We start from the raw sequence: 15,922 nt of genomic DNA on the forward strand, positions 1-15,922 counted from the left end.
ACAAACAAAGTGCCTCGATTATAGGGCCAGCGTGCGTTCTAACCCAGGCTCGCCACTCATTTACCGCACAAAGTCAGAGTGTGCTGGCGCAACTGCCCTCGTTTGCAAGATAATCTCGCGCCTTGCAATTGGCGTCATAGCTTTGACGTCTTGGTGGTGATCGGGTATTTGCAGTGCCTGCCGGGCCTGCGCTCCGTCTCTCCACCTCTCAAAACCGCCGTTTCAGGAGGCCAGGATGCACAATGACGGGAAGGTGGTGCCTATCAACAGGGCGCAGGCCACGCCATCGCCGCTCGCGCGCCTGCCGGTGGTGTTGCTGCAGGTGCGTGACAAGGCTGCGCAACAGCTGCAGCAAGGCTTGCAGGAACTGTTCGATAACGCCGACGACACCCTGTTCGAAATGGCCGAAAAGGCCCGTAGCACCGTCGACCATCATATTTTTTTCGAGGCCATGCGCGACCTGCGCCTCAAGCGCAAGAACTTTGAGCGCGTGTTCATGGAGCAGCTGTTCGTGGCGTTCGCCAACCTTGGCCAGGCCCGGTGCAGCGGGGCACACCTGGTGCCGGTGGTGTCTTATGAGGAGGTCCCCGGCACCGGCGCCGATGACGTGGAAAAAGCCGTGGCCCTGGAGGCGATGCTCGGTCGTGTGCATCACCGTGATGGTTTGGCGCTGGGGCAGTTGAACGCGCGCGTAAGTGCATTGCTCGGCAGGCGCCTGGACGATCCTGAAAACCCATTGGGCCCGGCGCGGTTGTGCGAGTTTTTCCTGCAAGCAGGGCGCAGCCTGGGGGTGGAAATCCGCGTCAAGCTGGTCATGCTCAAGCTATTTGAGAAATACGTGCTCAGTGACGCAGACTTGTTGTATGGCGAGGCCAACCAATTACTGATCGCCACTGGCGTATTGCCGGAACTCAAGGCGCTCCCATCCCGTCGAGCCGGCGGACGTGCGGCCCGGGAGCACCAGCATTGCACCGGCCAGGCGATGGCCGACCCGCCGCTGGATAAAAGCGGCCAGCAAGCGTTCAGTGCCTTGCAGAAGTTGCTGGTAGCCGTGCGTGGCAGCGTGGCCCCGACCCTTGAAGCCAGCGCCGAACCGCAACCCGTTGTCAGCCGCGATCTGCTGCGTCTGCTGTCGCATCTGCAGCAATATGTACCGGAGCCGGAGTGCGAGGACGATTTCGACCTGCGCAACCAGCTGGAACAGCTGCTCACCCGGGTCAGTGTCAAAAGTGGCAAGTCGCGGGTGTTAGAAGAAGCAGACGAAGATGTGATCAATCTGGTCGCCATGCTGTTCGAGTTCATGCTCGATGACAGCAGTGTGCCGGACGCTTTCAAGGCGCTGATCGCTCGCTTGCAGATCCCGCTGCTGAAAGTGGCGGTGCTGGACAAAAGTCTGTTCAGTTGCGCGGAGCATCCCGCGCGGCGCTTGCTCAATGATATCGCGAGCGCCGTCATCGGCTGGAGTTCGCCCCATGACCACACACGGGACAACCTCTACCTGTGTATCGAGCAACTCGTACAGCGCTTGCTGAATGAGTTCGTCGAAGACCCGACGATTTTCTCCCAGTTACTCACCACCTTCAGCGAATTCATAGCCCAAGAGCGCAAGCGCAGCGAACGCCTTGAGCGATATACCCGTGACGTCGAGCAAGAGCATCTGCATATCAAGGTGGCGCGCCAGCGTGTGGCGCACGTGCTCAAACGACGGCTCGTGGGCGAAACCTTGCCGCAATCGGTGCTGCAATTTGTACAGCAGGCCTGGAGCCAGGTGCTGTTAGTGGCCGTTCTCAAGCACGGTGAACACTCGCTGCAGTGGCAGACGGCGCTGCGTACCCTGGATGAATTGGTCTGGAGCGTCGGCCTGCGTGAAGACACCGAAGCGGGCCGGCGTTTGCTCGAGCAATTACCCGGGCTGCTCAAGGCATTGCGTAGTGGGTTGGCCGATGCGGCGTTCGATCCTTTCAGTACCCGCGAGTTCTTCCTGCGGTTGCAGGCCATGCATGTTGAGCCGCTCGACAGTGAGGCGCTGGTTGAAGTCCGTGAGCCTTTTGCCCTGTGGGCTGGCCCGCCGGCTGCCGACGAACCACTGCCCCCTGATGACCCCGACCTGCTCAAGGCCCAGCAGTTGCGCGTCGGTGACTGGGTAGCGTTGCTGCAAAATGAAGCCGGTAACCTGCGCTGCAAGTTGACCGCAATCATGCCGCCCGCCGATACCTATATTTTTGTCAGCCGAGCGGGTCTCAAGGTGCTGGAGAAAAGCGCGGGCCAGTTAGCCTTGGCGTTCAAGCAGGGCGCCCTGCATACCTTGAATGATGGCCCGCTGTTCGAACGTGCACTAGCCGCCGTGGTGGGCGACCTGCGGCAACTCAATCGCGGCAAGTGATCGCAACCGCAGGGTGGAACGCGGCATACTGGTCACACCTCGTCTCACTCAAGGAGCCTGTATGCAGTTGGACCCCGCCAGCGGTTGGTGCCAGGGCATTCGTCATTGCCCTTCGCCCAACTTCAACGAGCGCCCTGAAGGCGAAATCTCGCTGTTGGTGGTGCATAACATCAGTTTGCCTCCGGCGCAGTTCAACACCGGTAAGGTGCAGGAGTTTTTCCAGAACCGCCTGGATATCTCAGAACATCCCTACTTTGAAGGGATTGCCAGCCTACGGGTGTCTGCGCATTTTCTGATTGAACGTGACGGCACTGTGACGCAATTTGTTTCGTGCCGTGACCGGGCCTGGCATGCCGGTATTTCCGTCTTTGAGGGGCGCGAGATCTGCAACGATTTTTCTCTGGGAATCGAGCTGGAAGGTACGGATGACCTACCGTTCACCGATGCCCAGTATGCGGCGTTGATCGACCTGGCACGCCAACTGTTGGCCGCTTACCCCGCGATCACCCATCAACGTATTTGTGGTCACAGCGACATCGCTCCGGGTCGCAAGACCGACCCGGGCCCCGCTTTTGATTGGATGCGCTTTCGCAGCGCCCTGCAGGATGGAGGACACGAACGATGAGTTTCCTGGTGTTGGTGCTGGCGGTATGGATCGAGAAGTTCTCGGCCTTGCGCCTGCGGTTGCAGCGTGACGGTGGATGGCTGCGTGAGCTGGCCAAGCTGGAATCGAGCCCGCGCATGGGCAAGCGGCCCTGGTTGATCCTGCTGGTATTGGTGCTGCTGCCGGTGGCGTTGCTGGCGTTGTTGTTGCTGGTCCTGGAGCCAGTGGCCTATGGCCTGTTGGCATTGCCGGTGCACTTGCTGGTGGTGATCTACAGCCTGGGCCGTGGCGATCTATTGGCCGGGCTGGGGCCGTTTCGCGATGCCTGGCGGCGCGGTGACCTGCAAGCGGCCGAGCATGTGGCAGAACGCGACCTCAAGCTTGGCGCCGACAGTGGCGAGCAACTGCTGGAGCGTGTTCAGGGCTACCTGCTGTGGCAGGCGTATCAAAGCTTTTTCGCGGTGATTTTCTGGTATTTCCTGCTGGGCCCGGTGGCCGCCCTGGCGTACCGCCTGTTGGCGCTGGTCAGCGAAAACAGCCAGAACCCCTTGGTGGCCGAGCGCGCCACGCAATTGCGCCACGCGTTTGACTGGTTGCCGGTACGCCTGCTGGCGGCCAGCTTTGCCTTGGTGGGCAATTTCGTCGGGGTCAGCCGGGTGATGCTCCACGAACTGCTGAGCTGGGACATCAGCGCTGCCCAACTGATGGAAAAAGTCGGCCTGGCCGCCGCGGAAATTCCTCCCCCCGTGGTGGGGGCCGATGGCATCAACAGCCTGGATCGCCTGTGGGAGCTGCTGCTACGTGCGGCAGTGCTGTGGTATGCCGGGTTTGCCATCTGGACGGTGTTGCCCTGAGTAATAGCGGCGGGGTGCATCCATCACTCCCGCCGTTAACCTTACGTTACAAAACTCCCTTTCGAATTGAGCTATACAGATAGAGCGCCAAATAGTGGCTATCTGCCGTCGCCCTGCGCCTCAATAAAAATAAAAGAAGGGGAGGTCACCTGTGAAGAGCTTGCTTTATCCCGCCGTCGCGCTGATGAACCGCCTGAGCTTCGGCATGAAGTTCAGCCTGATCAGCGTGCTGTTCCTGCTGCCGATGCTGGCGACCAACTATTACCTGGTGCGCGACTCGTGGCGCGAATACCAGGGCACCCGCGTCGAACTGCAAAGCCTTGACCTGCTCGGCAGCAGTCTGGCGTTGCGTCGGGAGTTGGAAACCCTCAACAACCAGGTACAGATCAACGCCACCCTCGGCCAGTCAGGCAAAGCGGCAGACCTGGAGGCCAGGATCAGCGCCTTGGAAGCCAGTGTAGTGGAGCGCTTGCAGGGCTTGCACGCGATCGCGACCCAGCCCGAGCACGTTGCCGTCTTCGACAGTAAGCGCGATGAGTTGATCGCTGCGTTCAAGGCTCAGCAACAGGAAACCTCGTTGCTCAACAAAGCAGCGTTGATCGGCAAGTTACTCAACCAGGCCCAGATGTTCAGCCAGATTATTGCCAGCCAGGCCGGCTTGAACCGTGATCCGCAAAGTGATCTGCGCCAGCTCAGCGACCTGGTCACCACCGTCACCCCTCAGGTCACCCAGGTCTTGGGTGAAGGCCGTGCGATGGGCGCGTACTCCCTGGGGCAGGGCTTTATCAATTCGTCCTCCAGTACCCGTTTTGACGAACTGCTGCAGCAGTTGGAAAAACTCCATGGTGAATATGGCCTGAAGCTGCAGGACGCGCTGGGCGCCAGCAAGGCCGCGCACGCCGCCCTCGAGGTGTCGGCGCAAGCCAGCCAGGCGAGCCTCAAGCAAGGCAGTGAGTTTTTCGAAGAGCAGGTGGTGATGGCCGAAACCCTCGACGCGCCTTGGCAGGGGTTTTATGACGGCGTCAGCCAACTAATGGCCAAGACCTATCAATTGGATGACGCCACCCTGGCGTTCCTCGGGCAGCAGTTGCAGCAGCGCCTGGCGCAGAACCGTCTGCACATGGTGTTGCTGGTCACGGCCCTGGCGACGGTGTTTGCGCTGATTTTCTATCTCTATGCCGGTTTCTTTGTTTCCACTCGCACCACCTTGCGCCGCCTGGGGGCGATGATGGACAAAGTGGCGGCGGGCGATATGACCGTCACTTTCGTTGCGCACAGCCGTGACGAATTGGGCGACCTGGGCCAGGTGTTCAATGGCACCGTGGCCAAGATTCATGACCTGATCGAGCGCGTTGGGCATACGGTCAGCCAGGTGGAGTTGCAGGCCGGCCAGGTGCAGGCGGTGTCGGCACAGAGTAACCAGGCGGTGTCCGGCCAGCGCAGCCAGATCGAACAAGTGGCGACGGCGATGAACCAGATGTCCGCCACCGCCCAAGAGGTGGCGCGCAGCGCGGCGGCGGCGGTCAGCAGTGCCCAGAGCGTCAATGATGAAACGGTCAGCGGGCGTGCGCTGGTGCAATCCCAGCAAGGCGGCATCGCACGCCTGGCGGCGGAGATCGACGAATCGGTGCGGGTGATCAACCAGCTGGCAGCCGACAGCCAGTCCATCAGCAGCGTTTTGGAAGTGATCAAGAGCATTGCTGAGCAGACCAACCTGCTGGCGCTCAACGCGGCCATCGAAGCCGCGCGCGCCGGTGACCAAGGGCGCGGGTTTGCGGTGGTGGCCGACGAGGTGCGCACTCTGGCTCGGCGCACCCAGCACTCTACCGAGGAAATCGAGCAGATGATCAGCCGCTTGCACAGCGGCGTCGGCGCGGCGGTGAAGGCTATGGGCAGCAGCCATGAGATGGCGAATGGCACGGTGGGGCAGTCGGAAAAAGTCCAGCAAGCCCTGGAAAATATCCTGGGAGCGGTAGGGATGATCGTCGACCAGAACCAGCAGATCGCCGCCGCCGTGGAACAGCAAACGGCGGTCGCCCACGACATCGACCAGAACATTGTCGAAATCAACCGTGCTGGCGAGCATGCAGCGCAAGGCACCCAGCACACGGAAGCGGCCAGTCGGCAGTTGGCAATCCAGGTGGTTGAGTTGAAGCAATTGATTGGTGCGTTTCGGGTGTAGGGAGGTTCTGAAGGATGTAGCTACCGACCCTGTAGCCGATGTCTTGATTTGCCTGGGCGTGTTTTATCGCGGCGTGAATAGGTGAAAATTTATTTCATCCGTCACGGTCACGAGGAGACACGACGATGGCCGCTGCAATCGGTATCAAAGGGCATTGCGCCCAGTGCGACATGACGTTTGAACTCAAGCCTTGGCAACTGAATGCCATTGCCATTGATGTGCCTTTTGACTGTACGTATTGCCACTCGGGGTTGCAGTTGGGGTGCGCCAAGCAGTTGCGGCAGTTCAGGGCCCTGGACCAATGGGCGCTGGTGCGGCCGAGCATGATCATGCTGACATGCGCGACCTTGCTGGTGGCCTTGTTCGCTGAATGGTTGGGGCTGCTCAGTGTGATCGGGCAATTGAACGTTTCGCTGGTCGCCGTGCTGATCCATTTGCTGGTGGTGCGCTATGCCCGGCATCGACAGACAATGATCTTGAAGTTGCAGGTGATCAGTCCGCTACCAGTTGAACAGCTCGCACGCATTGCGTGTGCTCGTCTCAGCGAGCGATAGAGGGCTGATACCCATGCGCTCGGCCAGGGCCGTGCAGATATCTGGCAGATGCTGCGGGCTATTGCGCTGGTTGGGGTACATGGCCGGAGCCATATCCGGCGCATCGGTTTCCAGCACCACGGCGTCGAGTGGCAACTGCGCCAGTACCCGGTGCATGCGCAGCGCCTGGGGCCAGGTGGCAGCGCCGCCCAGGCCCAGTTTGAACCCCAGCTTGATGTACTCGCGCGCCTCTTCAGCGCTGCCAGCGAACGCGTGGATGATGCCGCCTCTGGGCACGCGGATGCGCTTGAGGGTGGCAATCACGGCGGCGTGGCTGCGGCGAACGTGGAGCAAGGCCGGCAGTTGGAAATCCACCGCGAGTTTCAGCTGGGCTTCAAATAACTGTTGCTGGCGCTGGTGGTCCAACTGTTCGAGAAAGTAATCCAGGCCAATTTCGCCCACGGCGCACAGTTGCCGGTGGCCATGCAGGCGCGTCAACCAGTCGCCCAGCTCCAGCAGGTCGGCGGGGCGATGCTCCTCGAGATACACCGGGTGCAAGCCGAAGGCGGCGAACAAGCCTTCGTCCTGTTGCACCAAGTCCCACAGCCGCTGCCAATTTTTCTGGTACACCCCCAGCACCACCAGGCGCCGCACGCCGAGTTCACGGCTGTGGGCAAGGACGTGCGAGCGATCCTGGTCGAAGTCCTCGAAGTCCAGGTGCGTGTGGGTGTCGATCAGCTCCACACTCAGGCCTCGTGGATACGCTGCTTGAAAGTCCGGCCAATCGCATGCACGCCGGGTTGGTACTGTTCTTCTTCAATGGCGGCCAGGGCCAGGCGCAGGGCGGTCTCGGCAATCAATTGATGTTGCTGGGCCATGGCGTTGACCGGCAGCGGGAGGAAATCCAGCAACTGGGTATCGCCGAAGGTGCCCAGGCGCAGGGGACGTGACTTGAGGGGGAAGTCATGCAGCGCATCAAACACGCCTTGCAGCAGTACGTAGGAGGTGGTTACCAGCGCGTCCGGCAAATGCCCCAAGCGTTGCAGCAGTTGCTCCATCAGCTCTCGGCCGCAGTCACGACTGAAGGCTTCGCCCTGTTCGATAATCACTTCGCCCGTAAAGCCTTGCAGCGCATCACGGAAACCGGCGGTACGTGCCTGGCTGATGCTCAGCTCGGGCCGCGCGCCAATCAGTGCGATCTGCTTGGGCAACGGTTGCAGCAGGCTGCTGGTGAGTTGCCTGCAGGCCTGGTGGTCGTCGCTGACCACGGAGCAGAACTGGTTCGGCTCCATCTCCCGGTCGATGGCAATCACCGGCAGCCCCTTGGCCTGCAGCTCGCGATAGCTGTCATCGCTGGCTGGCAGGCAACTGGCGACGAACAACGCATCGCAACGCCGCGCCCGGAACAGTTGCAGCAGTTGGCGTTCGCTGTCCGCTTCATCATCGGAGCTGGCGATCAGCAACTGATAGCCCCGCGCCCGTGCTCCTTGTTCCAGCAGTTTGGCGATGCGTGCGTAGCTGGGGTTTTCCAGGTCTGGCAGGATGAACCCCAAGGTTCGCGTATGCCGGCTGCGCAGCCCGGCGGCTTGAGGGTTGGGGGTAAAGCCATGGGCTTGGACCACGGCACGCACACGCTCAACGGTTGCGTTGCTGATGCGCTGCTGTTCGGCCTTGCCGTTGATGACATAGCTGGCGGTGGTAACGGACACACCGGCCAGACGTGCGATATCACTGAGTTTCAAACCGGGATTTCCTTGTTTTTTGGCGCTCGCCCCGACATTTTGTCCAATCGTAACCGATTCCAGCATTCGACCAATGTCCCACAGCAAGCGCCGAGTGGCCCTTCAAGCTTGCGCAATTAACGCGTAATCTGCCATAAATTCTAGATTAAACGTTTCAGCAAGCGTATTTTTACGATGTTCGCCACTGAGTGATCACTGCCAATTGACCGCTCAGTCAGTTAATTTCGAACTTATTTACCTACAACAATACCTAGTGCGCCCGTCGCACTAACTAGGAGAACGGCATGCTTGAGCTCACTGTAGAGCAGATATCCATGGGCCAGGTGGCTGTGGATAAGTCTGCTGCCTTGCACCTGCTCGCTGACAAACTGGTGGCCGATGGCCTGGTTGCCGAAGGTTATCTCAGTGGCCTGCAGGCCCGTGAAGCCCAAGGCTCGACCTTTCTCGGCCAAGGCATCGCTATACCCCACGGCACGCCAGAAACCCGCGACCAGGTGTTTTCCACTGGTGTGCGCCTGCTGCAGTTCCCCGAAGGGGTGGACTGGGGCGATGGCCAGATCGTTTACCTGGCGATTGGCATCGCGGCTAAATCCGATGAACACCTGCGCCTGTTGCAACTGCTCACCCGTGCCCTCGGCGAAACCGACCTGGGCCAGGCGTTGCGCCGTGCCGGCAGCGCCGAAGCGCTGTTGAAACTGTTGCAAGGCGCGCCCCAGGAACTGGCGCTGGATGCGCAGATGATCAGCCTGGGCGTGTCGGCCGATGATTTTGAAGAGTTGGTGTGGCGCGGTGCGCGCCTGCTGCGCCAGGCCGACTGCGTGAGCAATGGCTTTGCAGCCGTATTGCAGCAGGTCGACGCGCTGCCCCTGGGCGATGGCCTGTGGTGGTTGCACAGCGAGCAGACGGTCAAGCGTCCGGGCCTGGCCTTTGTGACGCCGGACAAACCCATGCGTTACCTCGGCCAGCCCCTGCACGGCCTGTTCTGCCTGGCGAGCCTCGGTGAAGCGCACCAGACCCTGCTTGAACGCCTGTGTGCCTTGCTCATTGAAGGGCGCGGCCAGGAGTTGGGGCGCGCCACCAGCAGCCGCGCGGTGCTGGAAGTGCTGGGCGGTGAACTGCCGTCGGACTGGCCCAGCGCCCGTATTACCCTGGCCAACGCCCACGGCCTGCACGCGCGCCCGGCCAAGATCCTGGCGCAATTGGCGAAAAGTTTTGATGGCGATATCCGCGTGCGCATCGTCGATGGCGCGGTGGGCGCCGTGTCGGTCAAAAGCCTGAGCAAGTTGCTCAGCCTCGGCGCACGTCGTGGTCAGGTGCTGGAGTTCGTGGCCGAGCCGACGGTGGCCGGCGATGCACTGCCCGCCCTCTTGGCCGCCGTGCAAGAGGGCCTTGGCGAAGAGGTCGAGCCCTTGCCCACCGTGAGCGCACAGCCAGCACAGGTCGATATCGAACCGGTGCTCAGCGCGCCACTGAGCGGTAGCCAACTCCAGGCCATTGCCGCCGCACCGGGTATCGCCATCGGCCCGGCCCATATCCAGGTGCCGCAAGTGTTCGATTACCCGTTGCGCGGTGAGTCCGCCGCCGCCGAACGCCAGCGTCTGCACACGGCCTTGAGCGAGGTGCGCACGGATATCCAGGGCTTGATCGAGCGTAGCCAGGCCAAGGCCATCCGCGAGATTTTCATCACGCACCAGGAAATGCTCGACGACCCGGAACTCACCGACGAAGTCGACACCCGCCTCAAGCAAGGCGAAAGCGCCGAAGCCGCCTGGATGAGCGTGATCGAAGCCGCCGCCAAACAGCAGGAAGCCTTGCAGGATGCCTTGCTGGCCGAGCGTGCTGCCGACTTGCGCGACATCGGCCGCCGCGTGCTGGCCCAGTTGTGCGGCGTCCAAAGCGTGCAGGAACCGAGCGAGCCCTACATCCTGGTGATGGAAGAAGTCGGCCCTTCGGACGTGGCGCGCCTGGACCCGGCCCGCGTTGCCGGCATTCTCACCGCCCGGGGCGGCGCCACCGCTCACAGCGCCATTGTCGCCCGCGCTTTGGGCATTCCGGCCTTGGTCGGCGCTGGCGCTGCGGTGTTATTGCTCAACGCGGGCACGCCGCTGTTGCTCGATGGCCAGCGCGGCCGCCTGCATGTGGACCCCGACGCCGCCACCCTGCAACGGGCCACCGTGGAGCGCGACAGCCGCGAGCAGCGCTTGCAAGCCGCTTCGGCCCAACGCCATGAACCGGCGCTGACCCGCGACGGACACGCCGTGGAAGTGTTCGCCAACATTGGCGAAAGCGCCGGGGTGGCCAGTGCCGTGGAGCAGGGCGCCGAAGGCATTGGCCTGCTGCGCACCGAACTGATTTTCATGGCCCACCCCCAGGCGCCGGACGAGGCCACCCAGGAGGCCGAATACCGTCGCGTACTCGACGGCCTCAATGGTCGCCCGTTGGTGGTGCGCACCCTGGATGTGGGCGGCGACAAGCCTTTGCCCTATTGGCCGATCGCCGAAGAGGAAAACCCCTTCCTGGGTGTGCGCGGCATTCGCCTGACGTTGCAACGCCCGCAGATCATGGAAGCGCAACTGCGGGCGCTGCTGCGTGCTGCGGATAACCGCCCGCTGCGCATCATGTTCCCCATGGTCGGCAGCGTGGATGAGTGGCGCGCCGCCCGGGACATGACCGAGCGCCTGCGCCTGGAGATCCCGGTGGCGGACCTGCAACTGGGGATCATGATCGAAGTGCCCTCAGCCGCGTTGCTGGCGCCGGTCCTCGCCAAGGAAGTCGACTTCTTCAGCGTCGGCACCAACGACCTGACCCAATACACCCTGGCCATCGACCGCGGCCACCCGACCCTGTCGGCCCAGGCCGATGGCTTGCATCCGGCAGTCCTGCAACTGATCGACATCACCGTGCGCGCCGCCCATGCCCACGGCAAATGGGTAGGTGTGTGCGGCGAGTTGGCGGCGGACCCGCTGGCGGTGCCGGTGCTGGTCGGCCTGGGCGTGGATGAGTTGAGCGTGTCGGCCCGCAGCATTCCTGAAGTGAAGGCGCGAGTGCGTGAATTCAGTCTGAGCGAGGCCCAGGGCCTGGCGCAACAAGCACTGGCAGTGGGTTCGCCCGCCGAAGTGCGTGCCCTAGTGGAGGCCGTGTAGATGGCAAATATTCTGACCCTGACGCTGAACCCGGCGTTGGACCTCACGGTACGTCTGGCGCACCTGCAACCCGGTGAGGTCAATCGCAGTGAAGCGATGCTCACCCACGCGGCCGGCAAAGGCGTGAATGTGGCGCAAGTGCTGGCGGACCTGGGCCATTACGTCAGCGTGGGCGGGTTCCTCGGCAGTGCCAACCCCCAGGCTTTCAATGCGCTGATCAAGCGCCGTGGGTTTGGCGATGCCTTCATCCGGGTTCCCGGCGAAACCCGGAGCAATATCAAGATTGCCGAACAGGATGGGCGTGTCACCGACATCAATGCACCGGGGCCGCTGGTGACTGAAGAGGCGCTAAAAGCGCTGCTCAAGATGGTCGCGATCATTGGCCCGGAGTTCGATGCGGTCGTGGTGGCCGGTAGCTTGCCGCGCGGCGTCAGCCCGCAGTGGTTTAAAGGTTTGCTGGAGGCGTTGAAAGACCTCGGTTTAAAAATCGCCCTGGACACCAGCGGCGAAGCGCTGCGCCTGGGGTTGGAGGTTGGCCCGTGGCTGGTCAAACCCAATACCGAAGAGTTGGCCGAGGCCTTGGGTAACGCCACCGATGCCATCAGCCGCCTGCATCAGCAAGGCGTCGAACATGTGGTGGTCTCCGACGGGGCCGCAGGTGTGACCTGGTACCGCCCGGGTGCGGCGCTGCATGCCACGCCGCCCAAGGTGGCAGTGGCCAGTACCGTGGGTGCCGGCGACTCGCTGCTAGCCGGGATGCTCCACGGTTTGCTCAGTGGCGACACGCCGGAGCACACCCTGCGCCGGGCCACGGCGATTGCCGCGATGGCGGTGACACAGATCGGTTTTGGCATCAGCGATGACGCCCAGTTGGCGCATCTCGAAAGCGGCGTCGAAGTACGCACGCTGACAGAACAATAAGAGGGTTTGTGATGAAGTTAGCCATTGTTACCGCCTGCCCGAACGGCATGGTCACCAGTGTGCTGTGCGCCCGCTTGTTGGACGCCGCCGCCCAGCGCATGGGCTTGCACACCAGTGTTGAAGTCGTCGATGTGCAGCGTCCGGAGCGCCAGTTGTCCCAGGCGACGATTGATGATGCCGAGTGGGTGCTGTTGGTCAGCAGTACCCCGGTGGATATGCAGCGGTTTGTCGGCAAGCGTGTGTTCCAGAGCACGCCGGCCCAGGCGTTGGCGGATGTCGAAGGCGTACTGCGCCGGGGCGCCGAAGAAGCCCAGGTGTATGTCGCCGACGCCGCCCCGGTGGCGGCCAAGGCTGCGCCGCGTATCGTCGCAATTACCGCGTGCCCCACCGGTGTGGCCCACACGTTCATGGCCGCCGAAGCCTTGCAGCAGACTGCTCAGCGCCTGGGTTATGACCTGCAGGTCGAAACCCAGGGCTCGGTGGGCGCTCGCACGCCGTTAAGCCCGCAAGCGATTGCCGATGCCGATGTGGTGTTGCTCGCGGCCGATATCGAGGTGGCCACCGAGCGTTTCGCCGGCAAGAAGATTTACCGCTGTGGCACCGGCATTGCCCTCAAGCAATCCGAAGCCATCCTCAACAAAGCCCTGGCCGAAGGCGCGGTGGAAAGTGCGGCCGGCGGTGCACCGGCCAAGGCGGAGAAAACCGGCGTCTACAAACACCTGCTCACCGGCGTGTCGTATATGTTGCCGATGGTGGTGGCGGGGGGCTTGCTGATCGCCTTGTCGTTTGTCTTCGGCATCCATGCTTTCGAGCAGCCCGGTACCTTGGCGGCGGCGCTCAAATCCGTGGGTGACCAGGCGTTCCTGTTGATGGTGCCGCTGCTGGCGGGCTACATCGCCTACTCGATTGCCGACCGTCCTGGCCTTGCGCCCGGCATGATCGGCGGGCTGCTGGCGGGGACGCTGGGGGCTGGGTTTATCGGCGGCATCCTGGCCGGTTTCGTCGCCGGATATTGCGTCAAGCTGATCAGCCGCACGGTGCAACTGCCTCAGAGCCTGGAAGCGCTCAAGCCGATCCTGATCATCCCGTTATTGGCGAGCCTGTTTACCGGCTTGGTGATGATCTACCTGGTGGGCCCACCGGTCGCCCGCTTGCTCACGGGCCTGACGGATTTCCTCAGCACCATGGGCACCACCAACGCGGTGCTGCTGGGCATTCTGCTCGGCGGCATGATGTGTGTGGATTTGGGCGGGCCGATCAACAAGGCGGCGTATGCGTTTTCGGTTGGCCTGCTGGCCGCGTCGAGCGGCGCGCCGATGGCCGCGACCATGGCCGCCGGCATGGTGCCGCCGATTGGCATGGGCATCGCCACGTTGCTGGCCCGGCGCAAGTTCGCCCAGACCGAGCGCGAGGCCGGCAAGGCGGCGATGATCCTGGGGCTGTGCTTTATCTCTGAAGGCGCGATTCCCTTCGCCGCCAAAGACCCGCTGCGCGTCATTCCGGCCAGCATCGCCGGTGGCGCGTTGACCGGTGCGCTGTCGATGTACTTCGGCTGCAAACTCGCCGCGCCCCATGGCGGGTTGTTTGTGCTGGTGATTCCGAATGCGATGAACCATGCGTTGTTGTACTTGTTGGCGATTGTGGCGGGCAGTGTGTTGACCGGTTTGGTGTATGCCGTGCTCAAGCGACCGGAAGCGGCCGAACTGGCCGTGACTGCCTGACACTGGCAGAAAATGTGGGAGCTGGCTTGCCTGCGATAGCCTCGACGGGGTTTGCCTGATACACCGAGGTGCTTGCATCGCAGGCAAGCCAGCTCCCACAGGTGAACTCGACCGTTCTGCTAATCGGTGTCACATCCGCTTCATCCCATCATGCTTTAGTGGCCCTTTTGATACTCAAGAGGGCACCTGCATGAGCCACTTCGATCTCGGTCGCCGCCGTGTGATGCAAGCCGTGGGCGCTGGCCTGTTGTTGCCGGGCCTGGCGCCGGCGGTGATCGCTTCGGTGAAGGACCGACCCCAACTCACTGACGGCGTGCAATCGGGCGACCTGCAGGGCGATCGCGCAATGATCTGGAGCCGCAGTGACCGCCCGGCGAAGATGGTGGTGGAGTGGGATACCCGCAGCGTGTTCAGCAACCCGCGCCGATTCGTCTCGCCCCTAGCCGACAGCCGCACCGACTTTACCGCCCGTGTCGAGCTCACCGGGCTGCCGGTCGACCAGGCGATTTTCTACCGCGTGCATTTCGAAGACGCCCAGACTGGCATTGCCAGTGAACCCTGGTTCGGCCACTTGCGCAGCGTGCCGCAACAGCGGCGTGACATCCGTTTTGTGTGGAGCGGCGACACTGTCGGCCAAGGCTTCGGCATCAACCCGGACATCGGTGGCATGCGCATCTATGAAGCCATGCGCCTGCGCCTGCCGGACTTTTTTATCCACAGCGGCGACACCATCTATGCCGACGGCCCGGTCCCCGCGCAGCTCACCACTGAAGGCGGGCGCATCTGGCGCAACATTACCACCGAAGCCAAAAGCAAAGTCGCGGAAACCCTCGATGAATATCGCGGTAATTACCGCTACAACCTGCTGGATGAAAACGTGCGCCGCTTCAATGCCGAGGTACCGCAGATCTGGCAGTGGGACGATCACGAGGTGATCAACAACTGGTCATCGAGCAAGCAGTTGGATGAGCGTTACCAGACCCGCGACATCAATACCTTGGTGGGCCGTGCCCGCCAGGCCTGGCTGGAATATTCACCCATGCGCCGACAGAGCGCCGACGGTGGCGGGCGCATTTATCGCAAGCTCAGTTATGGGCCGCTGCTGGATGTGTTTGTGTTGGATATGCGCAGCTATCGTGGGCCGAATGATGACAACCTGGGCGCGGAAAAACCCTTCCTCGGGCGGGAACAGTTGGACTGGCTCAAACGCGGGCTCAAGGCCTCGCAAGCGCAGTGGAAGGTGGTCGCCGCCGACATGCCCATCGGTCTGGGCGTGCCCGACGGTGAAGTCAGCCCCGGCGTGGCGCGTTGGGAAGCGATCGCCAATGGCGACCCTGGCCCGGCGCAAGGGCGTGAGCTGGAGATCGCCGAACTGCTGGGGTTCCTGCATGAGCATAAGGTGCGCAACCACGTGTGGCTGACGGCCGATGTGCATTACTGTGCAGCGCATCACTATCACCCTGACCGTGCGACGTTCCAGGATTTCGAGCCGTTCTGGGAGTTTGTGGCAGGGCCGTTGAATGCTGGGAGTTTCGGGCCCAACCCACTGGATAAAACCTTTGGCCCGCACGTGGTGTTCCAGAAGGCGCCACCGGCGCAGAATACCTCGCCGTTTGCGGGCTTTCAGTTTTTTGGTGAAGTGCAGATAGATGGGCAGACGGCGGAGTTGACGGTGATGCTACGGGACTTGGACGGGGTTTCAGTGTTCGAGCAAAAACTGCAACCGGCCTGATCGTTCCCACGCTCTGCGTGGGAACGCATCCTGTGACGCTCCGCGTCACGCCGTCAAGAGCGGACGCGGAGCGTCCAGGGCGGCATTCCCACGCGGAGCGTGGGAAC

General features: G+C 62.3%; 11 protein-coding genes. 9 read left to right on the forward strand and 2 right to left on the reverse strand.

What is annotated here, in order from left to right:
- Positions 1-235: 235 nt before the first annotated feature.
- From RHM69_RS25780 to RHM69_RS25800, 5 genes are all read left to right on the forward strand, one after another.
- A complete protein-coding gene (locus tag RHM69_RS25780) occupies positions 236-2,383 on the forward strand; it encodes a DUF1631 domain-containing protein (protein ID WP_200599253.1) in 2,148 nt (715 codons plus the stop codon).
- Positions 2,384-2,444: 61 nt separating this feature from the next.
- Complete coding sequence (ampD, locus tag RHM69_RS25785; protein WP_014716878.1) at positions 2,445-3,008, forward strand: 1,6-anhydro-N-acetylmuramyl-L-alanine amidase AmpD; 564 nt, start codon at positions 2,445-2,447, stop codon at positions 3,006-3,008.
- Positions 3,005-3,841 (forward strand): regulatory signaling modulator protein AmpE, encoded by an 837-nt coding sequence (gene ampE / locus RHM69_RS25790; protein ID WP_019816975.1) that lies wholly within the window; start codon positions 3,005-3,007, stop codon positions 3,839-3,841. The genes ampD and ampE overlap by 4 nt, the downstream gene beginning before the upstream one ends.
- A 1,477-nt stretch (positions 3,842-5,318) precedes the next feature.
- Entirely contained in the window at positions 5,319-6,023 is a 705-nt protein-coding gene (locus tag RHM69_RS31180; RefSeq protein ID WP_416151978.1) for a methyl-accepting chemotaxis protein, read from the forward strand.
- 125 nt (positions 6,024-6,148) lie between these two features.
- On the forward strand, positions 6,149-6,577 hold the full coding sequence (locus RHM69_RS25800; protein ID WP_019816973.1) for a hypothetical protein: 429 nt from the start codon (positions 6,149-6,151) through the stop codon (positions 6,575-6,577).
- On the opposite strand, the gene RHM69_RS25805 is transcribed toward RHM69_RS25800, so the two are convergent.
- Positions 6,524-7,300 (reverse strand): TatD family hydrolase, encoded by a 777-nt coding sequence (locus RHM69_RS25805; RefSeq protein ID WP_020301289.1) that lies wholly within the window; start codon positions 7,298-7,300, stop codon positions 6,524-6,526. The two genes, RHM69_RS25800 and RHM69_RS25805, sit on opposite strands and share 54 nt — an antisense overlap.
- Positions 7,301-7,302: 2 nt before the next feature.
- Entirely contained in the window at positions 7,303-8,298 is a 996-nt protein-coding gene (gene cra / locus RHM69_RS25810) for a catabolite repressor/activator (RefSeq protein WP_014716882.1), read from the reverse strand.
- Between the two features lie 284 nt (positions 8,299-8,582).
- Here cra and ptsP point away from each other — a divergent pair, with 284 nt between their 5' ends.
- From ptsP to RHM69_RS25830, 4 genes are all read left to right on the forward strand, one after another.
- The gene (ptsP, locus tag RHM69_RS25815) at positions 8,583-11,441 is read left to right on the forward strand and encodes a phosphoenolpyruvate--protein phosphotransferase (RefSeq protein WP_032904000.1); all 2,859 of its coding nucleotides are present in this window, start codon (positions 8,583-8,585) and stop codon (positions 11,439-11,441) included.
- On the forward strand, positions 11,442-12,362 hold the full coding sequence (gene pfkB / locus RHM69_RS25820) for a 1-phosphofructokinase (protein WP_014716884.1): 921 nt from the start codon (positions 11,442-11,444) through the stop codon (positions 12,360-12,362).
- A gap of 11 nt (positions 12,363-12,373) precedes the next feature.
- Entirely contained in the window at positions 12,374-14,083 is a 1,710-nt protein-coding gene (locus RHM69_RS25825) for a PTS fructose-like transporter subunit IIB (RefSeq protein ID WP_014716885.1), read from the forward strand.
- A 190-nt stretch (positions 14,084-14,273) separates the two neighbouring features.
- Positions 14,274-15,815: an alkaline phosphatase D family protein gene (locus RHM69_RS25830; RefSeq protein ID WP_014716886.1), complete on the forward strand. Its 1,542-nt coding sequence runs from the start codon at positions 14,274-14,276 to the stop codon at positions 15,813-15,815.
- Positions 15,816-15,922 lie beyond the last annotated feature (107 nt).

Origin of the sequence: Pseudomonas sp. CCI1.1 (assembly GCF_034348165.1) — a bacterium.
In the GTDB taxonomy this organism is placed as follows: domain Bacteria; phylum Pseudomonadota; class Gammaproteobacteria; order Pseudomonadales; family Pseudomonadaceae; genus Aquipseudomonas; species Aquipseudomonas paracarnis.